The organism is Metasolibacillus sp. FSL K6-0083, assembly GCF_038630865.1.
GTDB classification, from domain to species: Bacteria; Bacillota; Bacilli; order Bacillales_A; family Planococcaceae; genus Metasolibacillus; species Metasolibacillus fluoroglycofenilyticus.
Genome location: NZ_CP152046.1, coordinates 1,161,018 through 1,186,496, shown reverse-complemented (window position 1 = coordinate 1,186,496; position 25,479 = coordinate 1,161,018). Strand labels below are relative to the sequence as shown.

General features: G+C 39.8%; 29 protein-coding genes. All 29 read left to right on the top strand.

The window, feature by feature from the left end; genetic code table 11:
* Nucleotides 1-9: 9 nt before the first annotated feature.
* Complete coding sequence (locus MHB51_RS05680; RefSeq protein ID WP_342472755.1) at nucleotides 10-255, top strand: hypothetical protein; 246 nt, start codon at nucleotides 10-12, stop codon at nucleotides 253-255.
* A 10-nt stretch (nucleotides 256-265) separates the two neighbouring features.
* Nucleotides 266-523, top strand: coding sequence for a hypothetical protein (locus tag MHB51_RS05675; RefSeq protein ID WP_066171644.1), 258 nt, complete (start codon nucleotides 266-268; stop codon nucleotides 521-523).
* Nucleotides 524-600: 77 nt separating this feature from the next.
* Nucleotides 601-1,371 carry a protein-glutamate O-methyltransferase CheR gene (locus MHB51_RS05670; RefSeq protein WP_107942404.1) on the top strand — a complete coding sequence of 257 codons (771 nt, stop codon included), beginning with the start codon at nucleotides 601-603 and terminating at the stop codon, nucleotides 1,369-1,371.
* A gap of 365 nt (nucleotides 1,372-1,736) precedes the next feature.
* On the top strand, nucleotides 1,737-2,918 hold the full coding sequence (aroC, locus tag MHB51_RS05665) for a chorismate synthase (RefSeq protein WP_342472752.1): 1,182 nt from the start codon (nucleotides 1,737-1,739) through the stop codon (nucleotides 2,916-2,918).
* A gap of 1 nt (nucleotide 2,919) precedes the next feature.
* Complete coding sequence (gene aroB / locus MHB51_RS05660; protein ID WP_342559194.1) at nucleotides 2,920-4,008, top strand: 3-dehydroquinate synthase; 1,089 nt, start codon at nucleotides 2,920-2,922, stop codon at nucleotides 4,006-4,008.
* Entirely contained in the window at nucleotides 4,005-4,367 is a 363-nt protein-coding gene (gene aroH / locus MHB51_RS05655) for a chorismate mutase (protein ID WP_066171634.1), read from the top strand. Before aroB ends, aroH begins: the two co-directional genes overlap by 4 nt.
* Nucleotides 4,368-4,386: 19 nt before the next feature.
* On the top strand, nucleotides 4,387-5,487 hold the full coding sequence (hisC, locus tag MHB51_RS05650) for a histidinol-phosphate transaminase (RefSeq protein ID WP_342559470.1): 1,101 nt from the start codon (nucleotides 4,387-4,389) through the stop codon (nucleotides 5,485-5,487).
* Nucleotides 5,484-6,581 carry a prephenate dehydrogenase gene (locus MHB51_RS05645; protein ID WP_066171631.1) on the top strand — a complete coding sequence of 366 codons (1,098 nt, stop codon included), beginning with the start codon at nucleotides 5,484-5,486 and terminating at the stop codon, nucleotides 6,579-6,581. The genes hisC and MHB51_RS05645 overlap by 4 nt, the downstream gene beginning before the upstream one ends.
* A 348-nt stretch (nucleotides 6,582-6,929) precedes the next feature.
* Nucleotides 6,930-7,607 carry an HAD family hydrolase gene (locus MHB51_RS05640; protein ID WP_066171628.1) on the top strand — a complete coding sequence of 226 codons (678 nt, stop codon included), beginning with the start codon at nucleotides 6,930-6,932 and terminating at the stop codon, nucleotides 7,605-7,607.
* 11 nt (nucleotides 7,608-7,618) lie between these two features.
* Nucleotides 7,619-8,911: a 3-phosphoshikimate 1-carboxyvinyltransferase gene (gene aroA / locus MHB51_RS05635; RefSeq protein ID WP_066171625.1), complete on the top strand. Its 1,293-nt coding sequence runs from the start codon at nucleotides 7,619-7,621 to the stop codon at nucleotides 8,909-8,911.
* Between the two features lie 325 nt (nucleotides 8,912-9,236).
* Entirely contained in the window at nucleotides 9,237-10,490 is a 1,254-nt protein-coding gene (locus MHB51_RS05630) for a tetratricopeptide repeat protein (protein ID WP_342559193.1), read from the top strand.
* Between the two features lie 15 nt (nucleotides 10,491-10,505).
* Nucleotides 10,506-11,057 carry a ReoY family proteolytic degradation factor gene (locus MHB51_RS05625; RefSeq protein ID WP_066171618.1) on the top strand — a complete coding sequence of 184 codons (552 nt, stop codon included), beginning with the start codon at nucleotides 10,506-10,508 and terminating at the stop codon, nucleotides 11,055-11,057.
* A 159-nt stretch (nucleotides 11,058-11,216) separates the two neighbouring features.
* On the top strand, nucleotides 11,217-11,666 hold the full coding sequence (locus tag MHB51_RS05620; protein WP_066171614.1) for a DUF2487 family protein: 450 nt from the start codon (nucleotides 11,217-11,219) through the stop codon (nucleotides 11,664-11,666).
* A 269-nt stretch (nucleotides 11,667-11,935) separates the two neighbouring features.
* Nucleotides 11,936-12,439, top strand: coding sequence for a ubiquinol-cytochrome c reductase iron-sulfur subunit (locus MHB51_RS05615; protein ID WP_066171613.1), 504 nt, complete (start codon nucleotides 11,936-11,938; stop codon nucleotides 12,437-12,439).
* 22 nt (nucleotides 12,440-12,461) lie between these two features.
* Nucleotides 12,462-13,136, top strand: a complete 675-nt coding sequence (locus tag MHB51_RS05610) for a cytochrome b6 (RefSeq protein WP_066171610.1) — start codon at nucleotides 12,462-12,464, stop codon at nucleotides 13,134-13,136.
* A gap of 39 nt (nucleotides 13,137-13,175) precedes the next feature.
* Nucleotides 13,176-13,973, top strand: a complete 798-nt coding sequence (locus MHB51_RS05605; protein ID WP_066171607.1) for a menaquinol-cytochrome c reductase cytochrome b/c subunit — start codon at nucleotides 13,176-13,178, stop codon at nucleotides 13,971-13,973.
* 295 nt (nucleotides 13,974-14,268) lie between these two features.
* Nucleotides 14,269-14,868, top strand: coding sequence for a DUF1405 domain-containing protein (locus MHB51_RS05600; RefSeq protein ID WP_066171604.1), 600 nt, complete (start codon nucleotides 14,269-14,271; stop codon nucleotides 14,866-14,868).
* Between the two features lie 55 nt (nucleotides 14,869-14,923).
* Nucleotides 14,924-15,604 carry a zinc metallopeptidase gene (locus MHB51_RS05595; protein ID WP_107942410.1) on the top strand — a complete coding sequence of 227 codons (681 nt, stop codon included), beginning with the start codon at nucleotides 14,924-14,926 and terminating at the stop codon, nucleotides 15,602-15,604.
* A 123-nt stretch (nucleotides 15,605-15,727) separates the two neighbouring features.
* Entirely contained in the window at nucleotides 15,728-16,066 is a 339-nt protein-coding gene (locus MHB51_RS05590; RefSeq protein WP_066171598.1) for a nucleotide pyrophosphohydrolase, read from the top strand.
* Nucleotides 16,063-16,857 (top strand): 4-hydroxy-tetrahydrodipicolinate reductase, encoded by a 795-nt coding sequence (gene dapB, locus MHB51_RS05585; RefSeq protein WP_342559192.1) that lies wholly within the window; start codon nucleotides 16,063-16,065, stop codon nucleotides 16,855-16,857. The genes MHB51_RS05590 and dapB overlap by 4 nt, the downstream gene beginning before the upstream one ends.
* 16 nt (nucleotides 16,858-16,873) lie before the next feature.
* Nucleotides 16,874-17,278, top strand: a complete 405-nt coding sequence (gene mgsA, locus MHB51_RS05580; RefSeq protein WP_066171593.1) for a methylglyoxal synthase — start codon at nucleotides 16,874-16,876, stop codon at nucleotides 17,276-17,278.
* 20 nt (nucleotides 17,279-17,298) lie between these two features.
* Nucleotides 17,299-18,435 (top strand): N-acetyl-alpha-D-glucosaminyl L-malate synthase BshA, encoded by a 1,137-nt coding sequence (bshA, locus tag MHB51_RS05575; RefSeq protein WP_342472742.1) that lies wholly within the window; start codon nucleotides 17,299-17,301, stop codon nucleotides 18,433-18,435.
* Nucleotides 18,432-19,586, top strand: coding sequence for a CCA tRNA nucleotidyltransferase (locus MHB51_RS05570; protein WP_342559191.1), 1,155 nt, complete (start codon nucleotides 18,432-18,434; stop codon nucleotides 19,584-19,586). The genes bshA and MHB51_RS05570 overlap by 4 nt, the downstream gene beginning before the upstream one ends.
* Entirely contained in the window at nucleotides 19,567-20,547 is a 981-nt protein-coding gene (locus tag MHB51_RS05565; RefSeq protein WP_342559190.1) for a biotin--[acetyl-CoA-carboxylase] ligase, read from the top strand. The genes MHB51_RS05570 and MHB51_RS05565 overlap by 20 nt, the downstream gene beginning before the upstream one ends.
* A 628-nt stretch (nucleotides 20,548-21,175) precedes the next feature.
* A complete protein-coding gene (gene panB / locus MHB51_RS05560) occupies nucleotides 21,176-22,012 on the top strand; it encodes a 3-methyl-2-oxobutanoate hydroxymethyltransferase (RefSeq protein ID WP_342559189.1) in 837 nt (278 codons plus the stop codon).
* Nucleotides 22,013-22,864 carry a pantoate--beta-alanine ligase gene (panC, locus tag MHB51_RS05555; protein ID WP_342559188.1) on the top strand — a complete coding sequence of 284 codons (852 nt, stop codon included), beginning with the start codon at nucleotides 22,013-22,015 and terminating at the stop codon, nucleotides 22,862-22,864.
* A 3-nt stretch (nucleotides 22,865-22,867) separates the two neighbouring features.
* Nucleotides 22,868-23,251, top strand: a complete 384-nt coding sequence (gene panD / locus MHB51_RS05550; RefSeq protein ID WP_042478024.1) for an aspartate 1-decarboxylase — start codon at nucleotides 22,868-22,870, stop codon at nucleotides 23,249-23,251.
* 116 nt (nucleotides 23,252-23,367) lie between these two features.
* Nucleotides 23,368-23,508, top strand: coding sequence for an RAxF-45 family protein (locus MHB51_RS05545; protein WP_201261889.1), 141 nt, complete (start codon nucleotides 23,368-23,370; stop codon nucleotides 23,506-23,508).
* A 96-nt stretch (nucleotides 23,509-23,604) separates the two neighbouring features.
* A complete protein-coding gene (gene abc-f, locus MHB51_RS05540; protein WP_342559187.1) occupies nucleotides 23,605-25,392 on the top strand; it encodes an ABC-F type ribosomal protection protein in 1,788 nt (595 codons plus the stop codon).
* The last annotated feature ends 87 nt before the right edge of the window (nucleotides 25,393-25,479 follow it).

Here is a 25,479-nt window from a genome sequence, read left to right as displayed (position 1 = left end):
AGGGATAGCTTGGTTGAAGAAATGCGATTACTAATTGGCTTTTTTGCAGTTTGTGGAGGTCTTGCGATACCAATAATAGCTATTTTAACGACCCATAAACGGAATGCTATGAATCTGAAAATTCAAATGATTGAAAAAGAGACGGAGCTTGAAAGATTGAAGATGGAAAGCTATGAGATTGAAACGGAAAAGCTACGTTTAGAGCTACAGCAAGAAAAGCAAACTTTATTAGAAATGCAGGATAAGGAAAGGTAGGGGTGATTTTATGATAGCTATTATTATCACGTTAGGAACTATGGGATTGCTGACATCGATACCATTAGTAGCAATTATGACAGCACATAAACGTTCATCGATGAAATTGCAACTTAAAATGATGGAACAAGAAGCAGAGCTTGAAAAATTAAAAATGGAAAGCTATGCAATTGAAACAGAAAAATTGCGCCTAGAGCTTGCACAAGAAAAACAAGCCTTACTTGAAATGGAGCAAAGTAATCGCCTGTCACATAATGATTCTAAATAGTTTCACAATTTCTATTTCAGTTGCATAAAAATTCAGCTATAATAGAGCACAAAGGTTTGTTGGAGGGCGATGTAGCTATGACGGATTATGAGCAGTTTATAGAGGGGATAAAACGAAAAACAGGCATCGATTTAGCGTTATATAAAGAAGCGCAAATGAAGCGTCGTTTAACGTCTTTATATGAGAAAAAAGGGTTCCGTAATTTTGTAGACTTTTTAGCAGCATTAGAAAAGGATCGCGATTTAATGAATGAATTTTTAGATCGTATGACGATAAATGTTTCTGAATTTTACCGCAACGGCAAACGCTGGGAAGTATTGCAAAACAAAATTTTCCCGCTGCTTTTACGCAATAACAAACGTCCGAAAATTTGGAGTGCAGCTTGTTCTACTGGGGAGGAGCCTTATAGTCTGGCAATGGTATTGTCGCATCATATTCCATTAGCACAAATTGGTATATTGGCTACGGATTTAGATGAAAATGTTATCCAGAAGGCAAAGCTTGGCTTATATCCAGAGCGTTCACTAGCGGAAGTGCCAAAAGATGTACAAGCAAAGTACTTTGAAAAAGAAGGGCAATTTTATAAGGTGAAGGATGAGATTAAACGTACTGTAACGTTTAAGAAGCATAATTTGCTAAAAGATTCATACGAATCAAATTTTGATTTGATTGTTTGTCGTAATGTGATGATTTATTTTACCGAGGAAGCGAAGGATGAAATTTATGCGAATTTTAGTAAGGCGCTACGCCCTGGTGGAATTTTATTTGTTGGTTCAACAGAGCAAATTTTCAATCCAGCACGTTATGATTTCGAGGTAGAGGATACATTTTTCTATCGTAAAAAATAATAATCAAGCGAAAGTACATATTTTGGGTGTAGCTTGACAATAGATTAACATCAGCAATTGTGTAATCACGAGGGGTGTCGGGAAAGTAGGCTAATGCCTCCATTTCTCGACACCCATCCGTATATTATCGAAGTATTTCATTAAGTAAGGTTGAGCGAATCAATAAAAAACATGCAAAAGGCTTGATTTCAAAATACTTATCAAATCCAAATGATGGGACGGTACAAGCAAATTATTTTTAGCTAAATTTGGCTATAATTACACGGTGGCGTCATCGATTTTGGAAAACATGCTTTTTTTTTATCGAAAATATGTTATAGTGAAAAATACATATACTTTAGCGAGTTGAAGGGAGAAAGTGTTTTATGCGTTACTTAACAGCAGGAGAGTCACATGGACCACAATTAACAACTATTATTGAAGGGTTACCATCCCTATTACCATTAACAGCAGAGCAAATTAATCATGATTTAAAGCGTCGTCAAGGTGGACATGGTCGCGGTCGTCGTATGCAGATTGAAACGGATACAGTTGAAATCGTAGCAGGCGTACGCCATGGAAAAACACTTGGCTCACCTGTTGCGTTAGTCGTTACAAACGATGATTGGAAGCATTGGACGAAAATTATGGGGGCGGAGCCGTTACCAGAGGATATAGACCCGGATGAAGTGAAGCGCCAAATTTCACGTCCCCGACCAGGTCATGCAGATTTAGTTGGTGGGATGAAATACGGACACCGCGATTTACGCAATGTTTTAGAGCGTTCGAGTGCGCGTGAAACAACTGTACGTGTAGCAGCAGGCTCTGTTGCAAAAGCATTATTAAAGGAGTTAGGCATTTCAATTGTTGCACATGTAACAGAAATTGCAGGGATTAAGGCGGACCCCTCTTTACTTGAAGGCAAAACAGCCGATGAAATTCGAGCAATTGTTGAAGCGGATGCTTGTTATTGTATTGACCCTGTAGCTTCAGCAAAAATGGTTGAAACAATCGATGCAACGAAAAAAGCAGGCGATTCAATTGGTGGCGTTGTAGAGGTTATTGTTGAAGGATTACCAGCAGGTATCGGCTCGTATGTGCATTATGACCGTAAGCTAGATGGGAAATTAGCGGCTGCAATGTTGTCAATCAATGCCTTTAAAGGTGTCGAGTTTGGCATTGGCTTTGAGGCTGCAAGACTACCGGGCTCGCAAGTGCATGATGAGATTGTTTGGGGTGAGAATAACGGCTATACACGTGTAACGAATCGTTTAGGTGGCTTAGAGGGCGGTATGACAACAGGCATGCCAATCGTTGTACGCGGTGTTATGAAGCCAATCCCAACTTTATATAAGCCATTACAAAGTGTTGATATTGAAACAAAAGAGCCATTTAAAGCGAGTGTAGAGCGCTCCGATAGCTGTGCAGTACCAGCAGCATCTATTGTTGCAGAGCATGTTATTGCCTGGGAAATAGCTAAAGCTGTTGTTGAACAATTCCACAGCGACCAGTTGCCACAGCTGAAGGTACAGTTAGATGAAATGAGACGCTATACGAAGGAGTTTTAATATGAATATTTCTGTCAAAACGACGTCGCATACGTATGAAGTGATGATTGGTCATCGTATTTTAGCAGAGGCATTCGCTAAATATCAGCAATTATTTGCTGAAGCAGACCAGATTATTGTGTTAACGGATCAACATGTTTGGCAGGCGCAGGAAAAGTATTTTACAGAAAGTAGCTCATTCCCTTTTAAGTCGTTTATTATGCCAGCAGGCGAAAGCTGTAAAAGCTTTGACAACTATGAGGCTGTGCAAACATTTTTACTTGAGCAAAGATGCACGAGAAAATCGCTTATCATCGCATTTGGTGGTGGGGCTGTCGGGGATTTAGCAGGCTTCGTCGCGGCAACTTATATGCGAGGAATTGCATTTATTCAAGTACCAACAACTATTTTAGCGCATGATTCGGCTGTCGGTGGCAAAACTGCAATCAATCATCCACTAGGGAAAAATATGATTGGTGCATTTTATCAGCCGCAGGCAGTCTTATATGATACAGCACTTCTTTCAAGCTTACCTGAGCGCGAAGTGTTGTCGGGTATGGCTGAAGTGGTGAAGCATGCGATGATTTCGGATGCAAAGTGGCTAGAGGAAATGCTACAAGGCGATTTAATTGAGCTTCCAGAGCAGCTACTAGCCGAGTATTTAGCTTTAGGTATTCGTGTGAAAGCGAATATCGTTGAGCAAGATGAAACGGAGCAATCGGTTCGTAAATATTTGAATTTAGGGCATACGTATGGGCATGCGCTTGAAGCGGCAGCAGGCTATGGTCGACTAGCACATGGAGAAGCTGTGATGATTGGCTTAGTGTATTGCTTATTATTGAGTGAGCGCTACGGTCAAATAACGCGTAATTTTACGAAACAATTTTTCCATTTTGCTGTAGCGAGCGGTTATCCGTTTGCGGCAGTAAAGGATTATTCGTTTGACGAACTGACAACGTATTTAGTAAAGGATAAAAAGGCAGAATATGGTGAACTACAATTTGTCTTGTTACAGGCAATCGGTGAGCCATTCGTGCAAAAAATAGAGTTAGCTGTCTGCCAAGAGGTAGACAATGAGCTGAGAAATTTAATAGCGGAGGTAGTTTCATGATTCGTGGGGTAAGAGGAGCAACAACGATTGTAGCAGATAAACAAGAGCTTGTATGGGAAGCGACGGCGCAATTAGTGCAAGAAATGGTCAAAGTAAATAATATTGATGTAGAACATATTGCCTCTGTAACGGTTTCAACAACGACTGATATTACATCGGCATTTCCTGCGAAGGCAGTACGCACATTAGAAGGTTGGCAATATGTGCCGATTATGTGTATGCATGAAATGGATGTAGCTGGTGCATTACCGCTTTGTATCAGAGTGTTAATGCTTGTCAATACAACAGTGGCTCAAAAGGACGTCCAACATATTTATTTGAATGAGGCAGTTAGCCTGCGTCCTGACTTAGTACGTTAGAGAGGAGAATGAAACGATGATGAAGTGGAAACAACAAATATTTGATATGAAGCCATACCAACCAGGTAAGCCAATTGAAGAAGTGAAAAGAGAATATGGGCTAGAAGAAGTAGTAAAATTAGCCTCTAATGAAAACCCATTCGGCAGTTCACCAAAAGTAGCTGAATTTTTAAAGACAAACGAGACGAATCATGCCATTTATCCAGACGGCTATGCGCAAAAATTACGTACAGCTGTCGCCAATCATTTAGAAGTAAAAGAAAGTGAGCTTATTTTTGGCAATGGCTCGGATGATTTAATTGCAATTATTACACGTGCACTTTTATATCCTGGGGTCAATACAGTTATGGCTGACCCATCATTCTCCCAATACTGGCACAATGCTGATATTGAAGGGGCGGAAATCCGCAAAGTACCTACAGTTGACGGACGCCACGATTTACCAGCGATGCTTGCCCAAATTGATGAGCAAACTTCTGTCGTTTGGATTTGTAGCCCAAATAATCCAACAGGAACAATTGTTACAGATGCTGAATTACAGCAATTTTTAGCACAAGTACCAGCACATGTGCTTGTTGTATTAGATGAGGCATATATTGAGTATATTAATGACCCTGCCCATAAGAATACACTGCCGTACTATCGTCAATATAATAATTTGATTTTACTGCGTACATTTTCTAAAGCATATGGTTTAGCAGCATTCCGTGTTGGTTACGGTATTGCGCAGGAGGATATTATCGCGAAGCTTGATGCGGTGCGCGGGCCATTTAATAATACGGTGTTAAGCCAAGAGGTGGCGATACTTGCGCTGCAGGATCAAGCATTTATTGAAAACTGTCGTTTGGCAAATGAAAAAGGGAAAGCACAATATGTCGATTTTTGTCAGCGTCATCGCTTAAACTATTACCCGTCACAAACGAATTTCATTTTATTTGAAGTAAAAGCAGATAGCAATCTGGTGTTCCAAGAAATGATGAAACGCGGCTTTATCATTCGTAGCGGTGCGGCGCTTGGTGTGCCTGGTTATATTCGTGTAACAATTGGCACAGAGCAGCAAAATGCCAAGTTTTTAGCATTACTTGAAGAAGTGTTGCAGGAGCAAGGTGTTTTAGTGTGACGAAAAATGTATTAGTTATTGGACTAGGGCTAATTGGAGGTTCTGTTGCCCTTGCCTTACAAAAGGCTCCGCAAGTGAAAGTGTTTGGCTATGATGCTTTTATTCAAACACGTGCGATGGCTAAAACGCTGCAAGTTGTACATGAAGTGGTGGACGACTTACAGCAGGCGGCTGAAAGGGCTGATTTTATCATTTTCGGCACGCCGGTCAATGCAACGCTTGATTGGATGGACAAAATGCAAGCATGGACATTGAAAAAAAATGTGATTGTGACGGATACAGGAAGCACAAAAAGCTTGATTATGGAAAAAGCCCAAGCATTACAAGCGAATGGAGTTACATTTATCGGCGGACATCCAATGGCAGGCTCACATAAAAGCGGTATTACAGCAGCAAAGCCGCATTTATTTGAAAATGCTTATTATATGCTTACACCACAAGCGAATGAGTTAGAGACGAATATAGAAAAGCTCGAAGCTTTGTTAAAATATACACATAGCAAATTAGTACGAGTGGATGCTAAGGAGCATGACCATATGACAGCAGTTGTCAGTCATTTCCCGCATATTGTGGCGGCTTCTCTTGTCCATCAGCTCTATCAAGAAAATGCACAGTTTCCTATGACGAGCTCCATTGCGGCTGGGGGATTTCGCGATATTACTCGCATCGCTTCAAGTAATCCTTTACTTTGGCGAGATATTACAGTGCAAAATCGCGATGAGCTTATCGGACAGTTGAATCAATGGCTGAAGGAAATGGATGCTGTTAAAAATTTATTAGAAGAGGGCGACGTTTCCCTAATCGAGCAATATTTTGCAATGGCCAAGGAAGTACGTGATGAGCTACCGATTTCAGCTGGTGCTTTCTATACAACCTTTGATTTGTACATCGATGTTCCTGATTATCCGGGGGTTATTTCGGAAATAACAGGTTATTTAGCAGAGGATAATATTAGCATTACAAATATTCGTATTGTTGAGGCACGTGAAGATTTATTCGGTATTTTAGTCATTAGCTTCCAAAATGCAGAGGATCGAGAACGCGCAGTGAAATGCATTGCACGCCATGCTAATTTTGAGACATTTATTTCCTAGGGTGGGGGCTGTCCAAAAAGCTGTGCATAGCCGGCATTTTGGACAGTAGCGATGATGTTTCATAAAATGTTGATTTCTATAAACAAAAGAACGCCTCTTTTAAAGATGGGATGAACATTGACTTTAGCAGCGTTACCTCTCCCGTAAAAGGGAAGCAACGAAAACATTGATTTCAATGCAGTGTCAAAATAAAATGGACTTTTCGGACAACTCCTATTGGAGGTGTTGTACTGTGGAATTAGCACCTTGAAAATTTGTGAAAAATGGGTTTGGCGGTGTTTATTCCTGAGTGAAAGAGAAGCGCTGGAGTCGGCTTGTTGAACGACCATTTTTAAATAAGGAGGAGTTATGACAATCAAATCTGTGCTGTTTGATTTAGATGGTACATTGCTAGACCGTGATGCTTCATTATTGCATTTTGTTGATGCGCAATACGAGCGCTATCTTCAGGCTTTAGGACATATTCCAAAGCAGAAATACATAGAACGTTTTATAACATTGGACAATCGAGGGTACACTTGGAAAGATAAGGTGTATGAGGAGCTAATTGTTGAGTTTGCTATAACAAATATTAAGGCTGAACAACTTTTAAATGATTATGTGACAAACTTTAGTAATTATTGTGTGCCATTTCCCGCGGTTCATAAAATACTGCAATGGTTGAGAGAGCGATATTATAAATTGGGGATTATTACAAATGGAATAGGTCAATTTCAGCTAAATAATATACGGGAACTTGAAATTGAGCAATATTTTGATGCGATATTAATTTCTGAATGGGAAGGTATTAAAAAGCCATCTGCAGAAATCTTTTTAAGGGCATTACAAAAATTAGATGTGGCAGCTAAGAATAGCATATTTATTGGGGACCATCCTGTAAATGATATAGCAGCAGCTCAGGCAATTGGGATGCTAGGCATTTGGAAAAAAGATGCACATTGGTCTGATGAGGTAAGTGCTGATTTTGTTGTTGAAAATTTATCAGAAGTGACAGACATTATAAATAGGCTAAATCAAAATACTTAGGAGGGCTCTCAATGGAAGCGAAAAAATTAAATTATGAAAAGCCAAGCCTACAAGGGACAATTACGGTGCCTGGTGATAAGTCGGTATCGCATCGCTCGGTGATGTTTGGGGCAATTGCACAAGGAACAACGACAGTTGAAGGCTTTTTATTAGGAGAAGATTGTTTACGAACAATTGACTGCTTCCGAAAGCTTGGTGTAGAAATTGCTGTGGAAGGCACAAATGTGACGATAATTAGTGAGGGTATTGACGCATGGCAAGAGCCAACAGAAGTGCTTTATACGGGTAATTCGGGTACGACAACACGTCTAATGTTAGGCCTCCTTGCAGGGGCAAAGTTACATACAATAATGACAGGTGATGCTTCAATTGCCAAACGTCCAATGCGCCGCGTCGCAGACCCGCTTCGTTTAATGGGGGCGCATATTACTGGACGTGAAAATGGGCAATTTACACCTGTTGCAATTCAAGGCAAAGAGCTTACAGCAATTGATTACACAATGCCTGTTGCAAGCGCGCAAGTAAAGTCAGCTATTTTATTAGCTGGATTGCGCGCACAAGGAACGACGATTGTGCGTGAAAGCGAGGTTTCACGTGACCATACAGAGCGCATGTTACGCCAATTTGGTGCACAGGTAGATGTGGAGGATGGTGTTGTCTCATTTGAGGGTGGTCAAACGCTTACGGCAACACATGTAAAAGTACCTGGTGATATTTCCTCAGCTGCCTTTTTCCTTGCAGCAGGTGCAATTGCTAAAGACAGTCGTATTCTATTGCAAAATGTCGGCATCAATCCAACACGAGATGGCATTATTAGCGTGCTAGCCGAAATGGGTGCGAATATGACTATCAAAGTGGAGGATGAGTTAGCAGCAGAGCCAACTGCGGAGGTGCTAATTGAAAGCTCAGCGCTTAAAGGGATGACAATTGAAGGACAATTAATCCCTCGTTTAATTGATGAAATTCCGATTATTGCCTTGCTTGCGACACAGGCACAGGGGACAACAGTTATTAAAGATGCTGAAGAGCTAAAAGTAAAAGAAACCGACCGTATTAGCGCGGTTGTTACAGAGCTGAAAAAGCTTGGAGCTACTATTGAAGCGACGGAGGATGGCATGATTATTTATGGACCAACACCGCTTCATGGTGCTGCCCTAAAATCTTATGGTGATCATCGTATCGGCATGATGGCAGCAATTGCTGCGCTGATTACAGAGGGAGAAGTACTATTAGATGATGCCGATTGTATTGCCGTATCATACCCAACATTTTTTGAGCATATAGATGCCTTACGTCAAAAATAAAGAAGAGGGTTGTATGAAAGCAGGCTAGCACACAGCTTTCATACAACCTTTTCTTTTTTGCGAAATACGAACCATTAAAAAACAACTAATGGTTGAAAACACTAGTATCGCCGCGATTTCTTTCACACCCAAAGCAATTATAAATTTGTGAATATAACTTATTATTAAGAAGGGGAAAAGGATTGCTTTGAAAAATATACCAGTATATTAGAAGTGACGATGTATGGAAATACTATGAAAAAGTTTAGCTAAGTATTTTTTCTTGTTTGATAGCTGCTTGTCATGTAGCATAGGGAATGACTTAAGAAAGAAAAGGTGAAGTACTGTGGCAAACATCAATCAATTACAACAAGCAATGCAAGAGGGAGATTTGCAGACAATTGATCAACTGCTAGAGCCATTTTTAATGAATGCGGAGCCAAATGAGCAATATGAAATGACTGAATTGTTTATGCAGTATGGCTATTTACAGCAGGCAAACAGAGCATTAGAGCATTTGCAATTTTTATTTCCTGAAGAAGCGCAGCTCACAATCGACAGAGCCAATGTGATGATGGAAATTGGCGAGGAGGATCAGGCGCTCGACTTGCTTTTATCAATTGATACAGAGGCAACTGAATATCCTCAAGTGCTACTTACTTTAGCAGACTATTATCAAATGCAGGGGCTATTTGAAGTTGCAGAGAAGCGTATAAATGAAGCAATTGAGTTGCTTCCAAATGAGCCATTGCTACAATTTGCAAAGGCAGAGCTCCTATTTGAGACAGGGCGCTTTACAGAGGCAGCTCGTATTTATGAAGAATTGTATGCAGCGGACAAGGAATTTGCCGGCGTAAAACTTGCTGCACGTCTAGCGGAAGTGTATCGTGCGGGTGCAGGCTATGAAAGAGCACTTGATTATTATATGGAGGCGCTTGAGGACGAAATTTCACCAGATATGCTATTTGGCTCAGCTTATGCTGCATTCCAAACAGAAAAATATGAACTAGCCACAAAGCAGCTTGAAGATTTAAAGGAGCTTGATCCAGATTATTTTTCTGCGTATTTATTGTTGGCAGAAAGCTATGCTATGTTAGAGGATAATAAGCGCGCATATAAAGCAATTCAAGAGGGACTAGCGCGTGACGAGTATGATAAGACACTCTTTTTATTTGCGGGGAAGATGGCTTTGAAAAATCATCTACCTAATGAAGCGATTGAGCATTTACAGCAGGCAATCGCTTTAGACCCTGAATATATGGAAGCGATTTTAGTACTGATGTCGATTTATAGTACAGAAGAGCAGTATGAGGCGATTATCGATTTGTATGAGCAGCTGGAGCAGGAGCAATTTGATTGGACGGCTTTAGCGCCCTTTGTGGCGGAAGCATACAATCAAGAGGAACAGTTCGAAAAAGCATACGTTATTTACAAGAAAGCATATAATGATTTTAAGGATGATGAAGCATTTTTAGAAGCGTATAGTTATTTTCTAATTGAAGATGGCAAGCGTGATGAAGCCAAAGAAGTTGTGATGAGATTAATGACGTTACAGCCTACAGAACAACAGTGGGTAGATTTATACGATAGCTTTGAGTAAAGGGGGCATTGCAGCATGGTATCATCCGTCCCAATTGCAGATAAAAAGATATTTGTGCGATGGTTTTTAAAAAATTATCAATTGAAGCGCAGGGAATGTGTGTGGATTTTAAATTACTTATTAAGTGATGAGAAATTGTTGGAAAATGTTTGCTTTGTAGAAGAAGCACATTACTGCCCACGCGCGATTGTGATGTCCTCTGTTGAAAGTAACGGCGTACCTTTTCGCTTTTATAAAGGCAATATTATGACAGCAGATGCGGAAAAATCATTTCATGACTTACGGTTAAATCCAGATGAGATGATGTATATTCAAATTAATTTTCCAAATATTCCACCTCACCAAGTATATTTAGCTGTGTTAGAGGAAAATCCTTATATGCCGAAGTATTTGCATATTAGTGAAAAAGATCGCATTTTAGCAGAACAATTATTAAAGGACAGTATGCGTGCCTTTCAAGAGGAGAAGCTTTTAAAGGAAATTGACGAAGCGCTTGACAAAGGAGACAAAAATCGCTTTTTTGAACTATCAAGCTTATTACAAGCATTACAACATGTGCAAAAGTAAGCGCAGACGAATTCTTTGCGCCGAGGATGGTGGCATGTCAATGTGACCACCACAGAAGCATAAGATTTTATCGAAATAATTTAGCAAGGGCAATTTGGATTATCTGAAAAGGCATCACCTTTTCAGATAATCTCCATGCTTCATTTAGGGGGAAATAAAGTGTTTTTTAATGCGAAAGATGTAGAACAATTTCAAGCGCAAAAGCAATTTATCGATACAGCGGTTGTACCACTATTAAATATGGGCTTAGAGCCACAGACAATAAGACATAGCAGTTCGCAGGCGGAATTCCTAATGTCCTTAACCTCATTTATTGAACAGCAGTTTAGAGGAAGATTGATGCTTATTCCACCAATTACTTATTTGGAGCAAACAAAGCAACAGGTAAATCTTGCTGTTTGGAAGGAAGCGCTCGAAAATGTGGGCTTTAAGCATATTTTCTTCGCTACATGTGACCACGGGTGGACGAGCATGCAAGACGACTATAATATTATTTGGTTACCGGCTATTCCTTTAGAATCAATGGATGCAAGTATGAAGCAAAAAATTCTAGAGGATCAGCTAAAGCTCGTCATTCCGAACTTAACCGCTGAGTGGACAAGACAGTAGTTATTTTATTAGAAATAGACTATCTACTCATTCAAAAGAAAGTCTTTAGTGGATATTGCAAATTTTGTAGGATGTTTTTTGGCTAAGTGGTGAAAGAATCAAAAATTGCGTTAACAAGGGTATAAATGTTTTGCTTCATGAAATGTTCACAAAGTGTCGAAATCAACCGAATGCTGTATTGACCAACTTATTTTATTGATATATCATAGATATGTCCTAGTATTACTATTTGTAAAAGTATTGACCTTTTAGTTAGAGGGGGGAAAAGAGTGAGTAATAATCGAGTAACGCGACGTCAATTTTTAAACTACACTTTAACTGGTGTTGGTGGATTTATGGCGGCGGGAATGTTAATGCCAATGGTACGTTTTGCTATTGACCCGGTGTTACAAACAAAAGCAGATGGAGACTTTATTTTAACGAGTCAAAAAGTTGCAGATATTACGGAAGAGCCTATTAGTGTAAACTTTACATTCGAACAGGTAGATGCTTGGTATAAATCGGATGTAACGGAGGCAGCTTGGGTATATAAGAGCGGTGATCAAATTGTCGCACTTTCACCTGTGTGTAAGCATTTAGGTTGTACAGTTAACTGGGCTGGCGATAGTGCACATCCAGACCAATTCTACTGTCCTTGCCACGCTGGTCGCTATGAGAAGAGCGGTAAAAACGTAGCAGGTACACCACCTCTTGGCCCACTTGATCAATATGAAGTGGCAGAAAAAGATGGTTTCTTAATGCTTGGGAAAAAAATCGCAAATAATTTAGGCTAATTAGTTAGGGGGTACGATATCAGTGCTAAACAAAATTTATGATTGGGTCGATGAGCGCTTAGATATTACACCTATTTGGCGTGATATTGCCGACCACGAAGTGCCAGAGCACGTAAACCCTGCCCATCACTTTTCAGCATTCGTTTACTGTTTCGGTGGATTAACATTCTTCATTACAGTAATTCAAGTTTTATCTGGTATGTTCTTAACAATGTATTATGTACCGGACGTAGAAAATGCTTGGAAGTCAGTTTATTATTTACAAAACGAAGTAGCGTTTGGTGAAATCGTTCGTGGTATGCACCACTGGGGAGCTTCATTAGTTATCGTAATGATGTTCTTACATACGCTTCGTGTATTCTTCACAGGCTCATATAAAAAGCCTCGTGAATTAAACTGGATTGTTGGTGTAGGTATTTTTGGTGTAATGCTTGGATTAGGTTTCACGGGTTATTTACTTCCTTGGGACATGAAAGCATTGTTTGCAACAAAGGTAGGTATTGAAATCGCAGCATCTGTACCGTTTATTGGTGAAATAATTAAGATTTTATTAGCAGGTGACGCTGAAATTCTAGGAGCGCAAACGTTAACACGTTTCTTCGCGATTCATGTATTCTTCTTACCTGCTGCGTTATTTGCTTTACTTGCGGCACACTTTATCATGATTCGTCGTCAAGGTATTTCAGGACCACTTTGATTTAACAATGTTTTGATGATTTTTTAAGGAGGGGACACTATGCAACGCGGAAAAGGTATGAAGTTCGTTGGTGATTCGCGAATTAAGTCGAATAACCGTATGCCGAACAAGCCTAAAGATTATTCCGAGTATCCAGGGAAAACAGAAGCTTTCTGGCCTGATTTCTTATTAAAAGAATGGATGGTAGGGGCTGTATTCTTAATCGGTTACCTATTATTAACTGTCGCTCACCCTTCACCACTTGAAGGTCCGGCAGATCCAACTAACGCTTCTTATATTCCGTTACCGGACTGGTACTTCTTATTTATGTACCAATTATTAAAATACACTTATGCTTCAGGTCCATACAATGTGATTGGAGCAATTATTATTCCAGGTTTAGCATTCGGTGCTTTAGCGCTTGTACCATTCTTAGATACAACGCCAGAGCGTCGTCCATCTAAACGTCCATTACCAACAGCATTTATGTTATTAGCTGTTGCGTCAATGATTTATTTAACTTGGGAATCTGTAGCAAACCATGACTGGGAAGCTGCTAAAGCTCAAGGTGTAATTACAGATAAAGATTTAGGATTATTGCCTGATGTAGAGATTGATGAAACCTCTCCAGGTTACGAAATTTTCCAAGCGCAAGCATCTTGTATCGGCTGTCACGGTGGTGACTTAGCTGGTGGAACAGGTGCACCAATGCTTTTAGGTAATGAATTAACTGCTGAAGAAGTAAAGGAAATCGTAACAAATGGTCGTGGTGGTATGCCAGGCGGCACATTTGATGGTACTGACGAAGAACTAGACCAATTAGCAGAATTTATTGCAAGCTTAAAAGAAGCAAAATAATTCGAGAAAAGGCTGTCCAGAAAGAAAACTCTTTCGGGACAGCCTTAATTTTCTATATAAAATAAAAATGGTTGTTAGTGTTATACTAAAGTATAGCGCAGAGTTTTTAGTTTGCTGTTCTTTAATACTGAAATCATTAGCGTAAAGGACATATCAAAATTGTTTTTTAAAATTATCCTTTTTCGTTTAAAATAATACATAGTATAACTTAAAGCTATATCTGTTCATTATATAAGTCTGCGTGTTTTTAGCTCTCTATTTCAACACGCCTCGTTTAAAATGAAAGGAGCCACCTATGCAGCAACTATTTTTTCAGTGTTGGCACATACTGACAAATAAAGCATTTTTAATTTTATTGCTTATCATTAATATTGCAGGCACAATTTATGGCTATTATTGGTATGGTTATCAATTAGCATCGACTGAGCCCATTTTTTATATTTTTGTTCCTGATAGTCCGACAGCAAGCTTGTTTTTCTGTTTTGCTATTATCGGCTGGTTATTAGGAAAAAATTTTAAATTGATGGAAGTGCTTGCACTTATCACTTTAATAAAATACGGTATTTGGGCTGTTGTTATGAATTTATTAACCTTAGCAGAAACAGGCTCTATTGGACCAACAGGTTGGATGCTTGTATTTTCACATTTTATGATGGCTGTACAAGCGGTGCTTTATTTGCCGAAATATCGCTTTCAATTTTGGCATATTGCGGTAGCTGCCATTTGGACATTGCATAATGATGTAATTGACTATGTATTTGGGCAGATGCCGTATTATCGAGTAATAGATCAGTTCGCAAATCAAATTGGTTATTTCACATTTTGGTTATCCATTGTTTGTATCATAATTGCTTACTTTACATATAAAAGGGGCAATTATTTGCATGAACTGTAAAAACTATTTAGAATAGTACGTGGAAATAAAGTTAGAGGGGAAGAGAATAAAAAATATGGCAATGTATATTGTTTATTTTGCGATTGTGTTAATTTTACCAATTTATGCACAAATGAAAGTAAAAAGCACGTATAGAAAATTTGCACAAGTGCCTGCTGCTAAAGGAATGACTGGTGCTCAAGTAGCACGCATGATTTTAGACCAACATGGCTTGACAGATGTGCGTGTTGTTCCAACGCAAGGTTTTTTATCTGACCACTATAATCCGGCGACAAAAACGGTAGCACTATCTGAGGATAACTACTACAATACTTCTCTCGCTGGTACAGCAGTTGCAGCACACGAAGTAGGGCACGCAATTCAACATAAAGAGGCGTATTCATTCCTAACAATGCGTGCAAAATTAGTACCTGTAGCAAATATTTCATCAAATGCTTCTTGGATATTTGTATTAATAGGTATTGTGGCACAACAATCAGGTTTATTATTATTAGGTATTGCATTATTAGCGGCTGGTGTACTATTCCAAATTGTTACACTTCCAGTAGAATTCGATGCATCGAAACGGGCGATGAACGAGGTCGTTGCACTTGGCATCATTGGAAATAACGAAGAACGCCCTGCGAAAAAGGTTTTAAATGCAGCAGCAATGACATATGTAGCGGCTGCAGCTGTAGCTGTATTAGAGCTATTACGTTTAATATTAATTTATACAGGCATGCGCTCAGATGATTAAATAAAAGGAAACGAGGCTGTCTGAAAAGCGTGCGAAAGCACTGCTTTTCAGACAGCTTTTCTATTTTCGATGTTTTGACAAGATGAGGCGAAATCTATAAATTAAAGAGTAGGGAGTGATACGATGACAACAGAAATAACGATGCAGCATTTACAACAACGTGTGGATGATTATATTGGACAGTTCAAGGAAGGCTATTTTCCACCTTTTGAGCTATTAGCACGATTAACGGAAGAGTTAGGCGAATTGTCGCGCGAGGTACAGGATGTGTATGGTCAAAAAAAGAAAAAGGCAACAGAGGATAGAGGGAGCATTGAAGAAGAGCTTGGGGACTTTTTTTTCGTCCTTGTATGCTTTGCTAATGCACAAGGAATCAAGCTCGATGAAGCACTTTTACGCGTTCTCCATAAATTTGAAACACGCGATAAAGATCGTTGGACGAGAAAGGAAGAGCAAGCATGATAAAAGTAGCTATTGCAGGTGCACGTGGAAAAATGGGCATAGAGGCTGTACATACAGTAATGAAGCATAAAGGCTTGATGCTTGTAGCGGCACTTGATTATAAGGAAATAGGCGCAACACTGGGAGAACTCGAACAGTTTCCGGCAGACTATACAGTGCCAATATTCACAAGCTTTGAGGAGCTTATTGAACAAACGAGGCCAGATGTATTCATTGATTTAACAAATCCACAATCAGTCTACGAGCATACGAAGCAAGCTTTATTACATAAAGTACGACCTGTTATTGGAACAACAGGGTTTACAGATGAGCAATTAGAGGAATTAACACAGCTGGCGCGAGAACAAAAAATAGGCTGTATTATCGCACCTAATTTTGCTTTAGGGGCAGTCTTAATGATGAAATTTGCAAGAGAGGCAGCTAAATATTTCGATGATGTTGAAATTATTGAAATGCATCATGATAAAAAGCTAGATGCGCCAAGTGGCACAGGTGTAAAAACAGCACAAATGATTGCTGAGGTACGCCAAGGAAAAGTACAGGGACATCCTGAGGAACATGAAACAATTACAGGTGCACGTGGGGGCGATTTTGATGGCATGCGCATCCATTCTGTACGATTACCGGGTCTTGTTGCACATCAGCAAGTTTTATTTGGTGGGGAGGGGCAATTGCTAACAATTCGCCATGATTCTTTAAATCGCCAATCATTTATGAACGGTATTGTCTTTTGTGTTGAAACCGTAGTAGGTATTGAACACCTTGTATATGGGCTTGAAAATATACTATAGAATGGACTGACAAAAAATGAAAATCGCATTAATTGCACATGATCGAAAAAAGGATGATTTAGTCCAATTTGCTATTGCATATAGTGATATATTAGTACAGCATGATTTATATGCTACAGGAACAACAGGTACGCGCATTCAAGAGGCGACAGGATTAGCCATTCAGCTATTTCGTTCTGGACCACTCGGTGGTGACCAGCAAATAGGTGCAATGATCGCCAATAACGATATGGATATGGTGTTTTTCTTCCGTGATCCATTAACAGCGCAGCCACACGAGCCAGATGTAACAGCGCTCGTTCGTTTATGCGATGTGTATCATATCCCCCTTGCAACAAATATGGGAACTGCAGAAATTTTATTAAAAGGCTTGCAGGAAGGGCTAGTGGATTGGCGTCTAATTGCAGAGCGTAGAAAATAAGTTTGATATGGAGGGGTACAATGAAAAAGCTGAAAATTGGTATTACATGCTACCCAACAGTTGGTGGTTCGGGTGTTATCGCAACAGAGCTTGGCAAAATGCTTGCGGAGCGTGGCCATGAAATTCATTTTATTACATCGAGCGTACCTTTTCGTTTAAATAAAATTTATTCAAATATTTTTTTTCACGAGGTTGAAGTAAACAATTATTCTGTTTTTCAATATTCACCGTACGATATCGCATTAGCAAGCAAAATGGCAGATGTAATACAGAATGAGGAGCTCGATATTTTGCATGTACATTATGCCGTGCCGCATGCTGTATGTGCCGTACTAGCAAAAGCAATGTCGAAAAAAGATGTGCGCATTATTACAACATTGCATGGGACAGATATTACTGTTTTAGGGCAAGATTCAGGTCTGACACAGGCAATCAAATATGGCATAGAACAGTCGGACATTGTCACGGCTGTTTCCAACGCTTTAAAGGAGCAAACATATGAGCTAATCGACACGAAAAAGCCAATCGAAACAGTTTATAATTTTGTTGATGAAAATATTTTTAAGCCCTTCAATGCGGAATATTTGAAGGAACAGTTTGGCATTAAGCCATATGAAAAGGTGTTAATTCATGTCTCAAACTTCAGAAAAATTAAAAATTTGCCGGATGTAATTGAATCGTTTATGAAAGTGCGGATGCAAATGGACGCAAAGCTCATCCTAGTAGGAGATGGTCCTGAAAAGCATCGCGTAATGGAGCAAGTAAAAAACACGCCGTATAGTGGAGACGTGTTGTTTTTAGGGAAGCAGGAAAATATTGCGGAGCTATATGCGATTAGCGATTTGAAGCTGCTATTATCTGAAAAAGAGTCATTTGGCTTAGTTTTATTAGAAGCGATGGCTTGTGGGGTCCCTGGCATTGGAACAACAATTGGGGGTATCCCAGAAGTAATTGAGCATGGTCGGAATGGTTATCTTGTTGCACTACACGATACGAATGCGGTAGCAGACTATGCAATTTCGTTGCTACAGGATGAAACAAAGCTTCAACAATTTCGTGATGCCGCTACCCGAACAGCACAGGAAAAATTTCAATCGACAAAAATTATTGAGCAATATGAAAGCTTATATGAGCGCCTATTAGGAATGATGCAATGATGTGGAAAGCAGCAAAGCGAGTAATTGAAAAAATAGAGCAGGCGGGATTTGAGGCAGTTTTTGTCGGAGGAGCAGTTCGAGATTTCATTATTGGGCAGCCAAATAACGATGTCGATATTGCTACAAGTGCTTTGCCAGCAGAAATCAAAGCCATTTTTAATGAAACAATTGATGTTGGTATTGAGCATGGGACCGTATTAGTGTTAGATGAGGGTGAACCAATTGAGGTAACGACTTATCGTACGGATGGGCTTTACACAGACCATCGTAGGCCAGATGCAGTTACATTTGTCCGTAACTTAGAGGATGATTTAGCGCGGCGTGATTTTACGATGAATGCGATGGCAATGACGCGAGATGGTGTAATTATTGATTTGTATAATGGGCAAGAGGATATTCAGCGTAAAGTGATTCGTGCAGTTGGGCAAGCTGAGCAGCGTTTCAAGGAAGATGCTCTACGTATGATGCGGGCGATTCGTTTTAGCGCACAGCTTGGCTTTACAATTGAATCTACTACATTGTCAGCAATTCAATCATTGGCTGAGCAAATTCAATATGTAGCGAGGGAGCGTATTCATGCTGAATTAAATAAAATATGGACAAGCCGTTTCCCTGTACAAGGAGTTGTGATGCTCCGACAAACTACATTAAATCAATTTTTGCAAGGCACATTTGTAGTAGCTGATTGGAAGAGCTTTCAAACAGAAAATCCACTCGTCGGCTGGGCCTATTTTTACGTATTAAATGAACAGGAGGCATTTTTCTCCTACTATAAATGCTCCAATAAGGAAAAAGAATTTGCCAAGCAAGTAGCAGAGGCCTATGGAAAATTGCAGGCTAGCTGGCAAGTGCTTGATTATTTTTATTATGATATCGAAGTGCTAAACACGGCTTTCGATATTGCGCTCTGGCGTGAACAGGAAATAGCTTTATCCAAGCATGAAATTGCGCTGAAAAAAGCACAACTGCCAATTGCGACAGCGCAGCAGCTCGCAATTAGTGGACGTGATGTAATTGAATGGGCGCAAAAAAAGGGCGGTCCATGGCTAAAAACTGCGTTAGATGCAGCACTATACGCTGTATTAACAAGGCAAGTAGAAAATAACAAAGAGCAATTAAAGGAATGGTTTTATGACATCTATAAAGGATAAAATATTGCAGCGCTTTTTAGCCGCGGCTGGTGAACCAATAAGCGGCCAGCAGTTAGCCGACGAGCTACTCGTGTCAAGAACGGCTATTTGGAAGCATATGCAAGCGCTCCAACAGGATGGTTATACATTTGAAGTCATTAAGAAAAAGGGCTATAAATTAATTGCTAAATCAAATAGGCTTGATGAGATGCAAATTGCTGCCCATTTGAAGACGGCTCGCTATGGTCAAAAAATTTATCATTTTGATGAGGTAGAGTCAACGCAAATTGTAGCGCACGAATTGATTCGTAATGGCGCGGCAGATGGCACGGTAGTCATTGCAGAAAAGCAAACAGCGGGACGTGGTCGAATGCAGCGCCCGTGGGATTCGGCTGAAGGTCAAGGTGTTTGGATGACAACAATCATCCGCCCGAATATTTTACCGCATCAAGCACCGCAGTTTACACTTGTCGCTGCTGTTGCTCTTACACATGCGATAAGAGAAGTATGCCAAAACTTTAAGCCAGCAATTAAGTGGCCGAATGACATTTTAATTAACGGCAAAAAATGTGTCGGCATTTTAACGGAAATGGTGGCGGAAGCTGACCGAATACAAGCCCTCTTAATCGGTACAGGTATTAATGTCAATCAACAGCCAGAGGATTTTTCACAGGAGGTACGTGGCGTTGCAACATCGTTAGCCATTGAAGAAGGCAGAAAAATTGATCGAGCCCTTTTTGTTGCAAAATATCTCGGCCATTTGGAACAGTTGAGTGATATCTATGTAAAAGAGGGCTTTGCTCCAATTAAAACACTTTGGGAAGCAGCATCAAACACAATTGGCAAGCATGTGCGTGCAACGACATTACGCGAAGTTATTGAAGGTCAAGCAATCGGCATTACAGAAGCGGGTGTTCTTGAAATTCGCACAGCAAATGGCGAAATCAAAAGCGTTTACTCAGCAGATATCGAAATTCAATGAAGCGGCAGATGGATGAGCGGAATTGGCAAATATATTTGAGAAGCTGCAAATAAATTGAGAGAAGCCGCAAATAAACAAAGGCAAGTCGCAAATATATTTTAGAAAACGCAAATAACTTATAAAAAAGCGCAAATAAATCAATGAAATTTGCAGATATTCCCTAAGAAAAGTGCAAATATCTTCAAAATAATAATTAAAATTAACAAAACATTGTACTGTACGTTTTCATCAAAACTTGTTATAGTATGGCTAAGGACAGTATCTGTATAGAACTGTACCGATAGTGCAATTTAACTTGATTCAGCAAAATCCCTTATTTTTAAAAATAGCGGGATGAATGCTGGAAAAGTAACTAAGCCAGAGGAGTGCTTAAACCCTAGCTGATTCAAGTTAAGCCTTCGGCGGATGTCACAGATTTTGAAGGGGAGCTTTCGAGTTAACTCGAAAAAATCTGGACACAATTACGTCGGGGCGTAATTGATTGAATAACAGTCTGCCTTGATCTAATTAGACAGGGACGGAAGAAAACGGAGCGTTCATAATTTTTACAGTACAACGCAACCCTTCTGTCCAATTTTGGATAGAAGGGTTTTTTATGTTTTCTTCTCACACTAGAAGGAGGATTCATATGAAAACAACAAGTGAATTTTTGAAAATGAAGCAGCAAGGTGAAAAAATCGTAATGATTACAGCATACGATTATCCGAATGCTAAATTTTCAGAGGATGCAGCAGTAGATATGATTTTAGTTGGTGATTCTTTAGGGATGGTTGTGCTTGGCTATGAGTCAACGATGCGTGTCACAGTCGATGATATGATTCATCATAGTAAAGCTGTGCGACGTGGCGCACCAAACACATTTATCGTCGTTGATATGCCATTCGGTTCTTATCATGGCGATATGAATGACACATTGAAAACGGCTGTACGCATGATGCAAGAAACAAATGCGAATGCATTGAAGCTTGAAGGAGCAGGCGATGTGATTCCTGTCATTAAAAAGCTAACAGATGCAGGCATTCCTGTCGTAGCACACCTAGGTTTATTGCCACAATCAGCAGGTGTACTTGGTGGCTACAAAGTGCAAGGAAAAACAGCAGAGCAAGCACAGCAATTAATTACAGATGCGAAGGCTTGTGAGGCTGCAGGTGCAGCGGCAGTTGTTTTAGAATGTATCCCACATCAGCTAACAGAGGCGATTTCACAAGCTTTAACAATCCCGACAATCGGTATTGGTGCAGGCGTAGAGGCAGATGGGCAAGTGCTTGTTTTCCATGACCTAGTGCAGTATGGCAAACATCATATCCCGAAATTTGTTAAAGCCTTCTCGCACGTAGGGGATGAAGTAGAGCATGGCATTACAAGCTATGTGCGTGAAGTGAAGGCGGGAACATTCCCAGCAGTGGAGCATCAATTTACAATGAAGGATGAAGAGCTTAACCAGCTTTACGGAGGCGTCAAATAAATGAAAGTTGTAACAACAATTGCGGAATTAAAGCAATATGTTCATCAGGCAAAGAAAGAGCAAAAGTCAATTGGCTTAGTTCCGACGATGGGTTATTTACATGATGGACATTTAACGCTAGCTCGCACAGCAAAGGCAGACAATGATGTAGTCATTATGAGCATATTTGTTAATCCTACCCAGTTTGGACCGAATGAAGACTTTGAATCCTATCCGCGTGATTTACCGCGTGATACAGCGTTAGCACAATCAGCAGGTGTCGATTTAGTTTTTGCTCCGAGCGTAGAGGAAATGTACCCAGCGGATGGCGGTATACAGCTACTGGCAGGACGCCAAGCGACAATTTTATGCGGTGCAAGTCGTCCGGGACATTTTGATGGTGTCATACAGGTCGTTGCAAAGCTATTTCATTTAGCTGAGCCGACGCGTGCTTATTTCGGACAAAAAGATGCACAGCAAGTTGCGATTATTGAAACGATGGTACGTGATTTTAATTTTCCGCTAGAAATTCAAACAATTCCCATTGTTCGTGAGGAGGATGGACTTGCAAAATCGAGCCGCAATGTTTATTTGTCGGAGCAAGAACGAGCGCAAGCACCAGCGATTTTTGCGGCATTAAATTTAGCGCAGCAGCATTTTTTACAAACGAAAAATGCTGGGGAAGCAATTGGTATTGCAAAGCAGCATATTACAAAAAATACAGCAGGTCGCATTGATTATTTACAGCTTTTAAGCTATCCTGATTTAGCAATCGTCACACCACAAACGGAAAAATTTTTACTAGCAGTAGCTGTTTATATGGGTAAAACAAGATTAATTGATAATTTAATTTTTTCACTAAAAGGGGAATAAACAATGTTTCGCATGATGATGAATAGTAAAATACATCGCGCACAAGTAACACAGGCAGATTTAAATTATGTTGGCTCTATTACGATTGATGAAGATATTTTAGATGCGGTAGGAATGTTACCGAACGAAAAAGTGCATATCGTCAACAACAATAATGGTGCACGCTTTGAAACGTATATTATCGCAGGTGAGCGAGGAAGTGGCGTTATTTGTGTGAATGGTGCAGCAGCACGACTCGTGCAAAAAGGCGATATCGTAATTATCATTTCATACGTCTATGTAGACGCCAACGAGGCTCGTGACCATAAGCCGACTGTGGCAATTATGGGAGAAAACAATACAATTAAACAAATGATTAGCTACGAGCCAGAAGCAACGGTGATGTAGGAAATAAAAAAGTGAAATCGCATTATGGTTTCACTTTTTTTCATCATATTTTCTTCCACAATTCATTCATTTATGTTACACTATAAGCAATTCTACTAGAACGGGGGTGAAAAAGAATGATTCAAAACGCTATGACTACAGGTGTAAAAGTGGATACTGCAATGTACTTTGCACGTGTAATTACTTTTGATTTTGCGTCTAACGGGACAAGTGTGTCCTTTTTTAAGCAAATCAAAATACGAAACGTAGCGGATTAACCATTCTTTTTCACTATAGTGAGGAAAAGACTGCATGTTAATGTGCAGTCTTTTTTGTTGTTTAAAATGCTTTTTCCGCACGTTCTTGGAGGCATAATGATGCAAATAAAAGCAGAGAAAATCCACAAAACAATTGGTAGCAATGAAATTTTCGTAGGTTTACAGTTAGAAGTTAATGCGGGAGAACATATTGCCATTGTAGGACCAAATGGCTGTGGTAAAACAACCTTGCTACATATATTAGCAGGCGAAGATACAGCGGATGTAGGTCATATTATTAAAAGTAAAGACGCAACAATTGGCTATTTATATCAAATATCAAATTACCCGAACGATACAGTGAGAGGCGTATTAGCGCAAGCCTTTGGGCCAATTTTCGAACTGAAAGAAAAGATGGAGAAGCTAGAGCGGCAAATGCATAATGAGGAAGTTACGCCAAAGCTTTTACAACAATATGGGCAAGTGCAGGAGCAATTTATCCAGCAGGGTGGCTATGAAATAGATTCACAACTAGCAGCAATTGCGAACGGATTAGGAATTGCTACTCTTTTAACACAGCCATTTGAGGCGTTGAGTGGCGGTGAAAAGACGAAGGTGATGCTAGGTCAATTACTATTGCAAAGCCCATCTATTCTGTTATTAGATGAGCCGACCAATCATTTAGATATGGATGCCATTGAATGGCTTGAAAACTATGTGCAAAACTTTGAAGGCATTGTTATCGCTGTCTCACATGACCGCCAATTTATGAATCAATTTGCACATAAAATTATCGAGATTGAGGATGGGCAAGCATTTACTTATCAGGGCAATTACGATGCCTTTGTTAAGCAAAAGCAGGAGAAAATTGAACAACAATTTGCCCAATATGAGGAACAGCAGAAAAAAATCAAAAAAATGCAGGAAACGATTAAGCGTTTAAAGCAATGGGCAAATGAGGCTAACCCACCGAGTGATAGCTTACATCGTCGAGCGAAAAGCATGGAAAAGGCATTGGCACGTATAGAGCGTGTAAAAAAACCGACAAGCACGAAAAAAATGAACCTAGCATTAACGATGTCCGAGCGTAGTGGCAAAGAGGTGCTGTCCCTTGAAAATATTACACATAGCTATGGACGTACATTATTTTTAAATAGTCATTTAGCGGTTTATTTTCAAGATAGGCTAGCGATTGTTGGCCAAAATGGCTGTGGCAAATCAACTTTATTAAAAATGGTAACAGGTCAGGTCGTTCCACAGCAAGGACTTTGTAAGCTCGGTAGCAATGTTAAAATAGGCTATCTGTCACAACAATTCGATTACAGTAATATAGAAATGCGGGTAGTTGATGCCTTTCGAGATATAGTAGCTATATCTGAGGCAGAGGCAAGACATAATTTAGCGCAGTTTTTATTTTACGGCTATGATGTTTTCAAAAAAATAAAGGATTTAAGCGGTGGCGAGAAAATGCGCTTACGTCTCGCGCAGCTCATGCATCAGCAAATTAATTTATTATTGCTAGATGAGCCAACGAATCACCTTGATATTGAATCACGTGAGGTGCTAGAGGATACATTAGAAGCCTTTGAAGGTACGATTATCGCTGTCTCACATGACCGCTATTTTTTGCAAAAGCTATTTACGAAAATAGCCTGGATTGAGCAGCAACAGCTCACTGTCTATGAAGGAGACTATGAATGGGCAAAGGCAAAACGTGAAACCACTTGCCAAGTTATTGAAAAAGTCCATGTAGAGAAAGTTCAACGAAAAAAGCAATTCTCTATTTTAGAGCAAATTGAAAAATTAGAAATGAAATTAAAAGAGCCAACACTTCCTACCACTCAGCGCACAAAATTAGAGCAACAGCTAGAGGCATCGTATGAGAAGTGGTTATTAGAAGAATAGGAGGTGAAAACCAGATGTGGTTATTATATTTATAAGCCGATACGAGTTGTAAACAGCTCGTATCGATAGTCACTATCGGTACGAAAA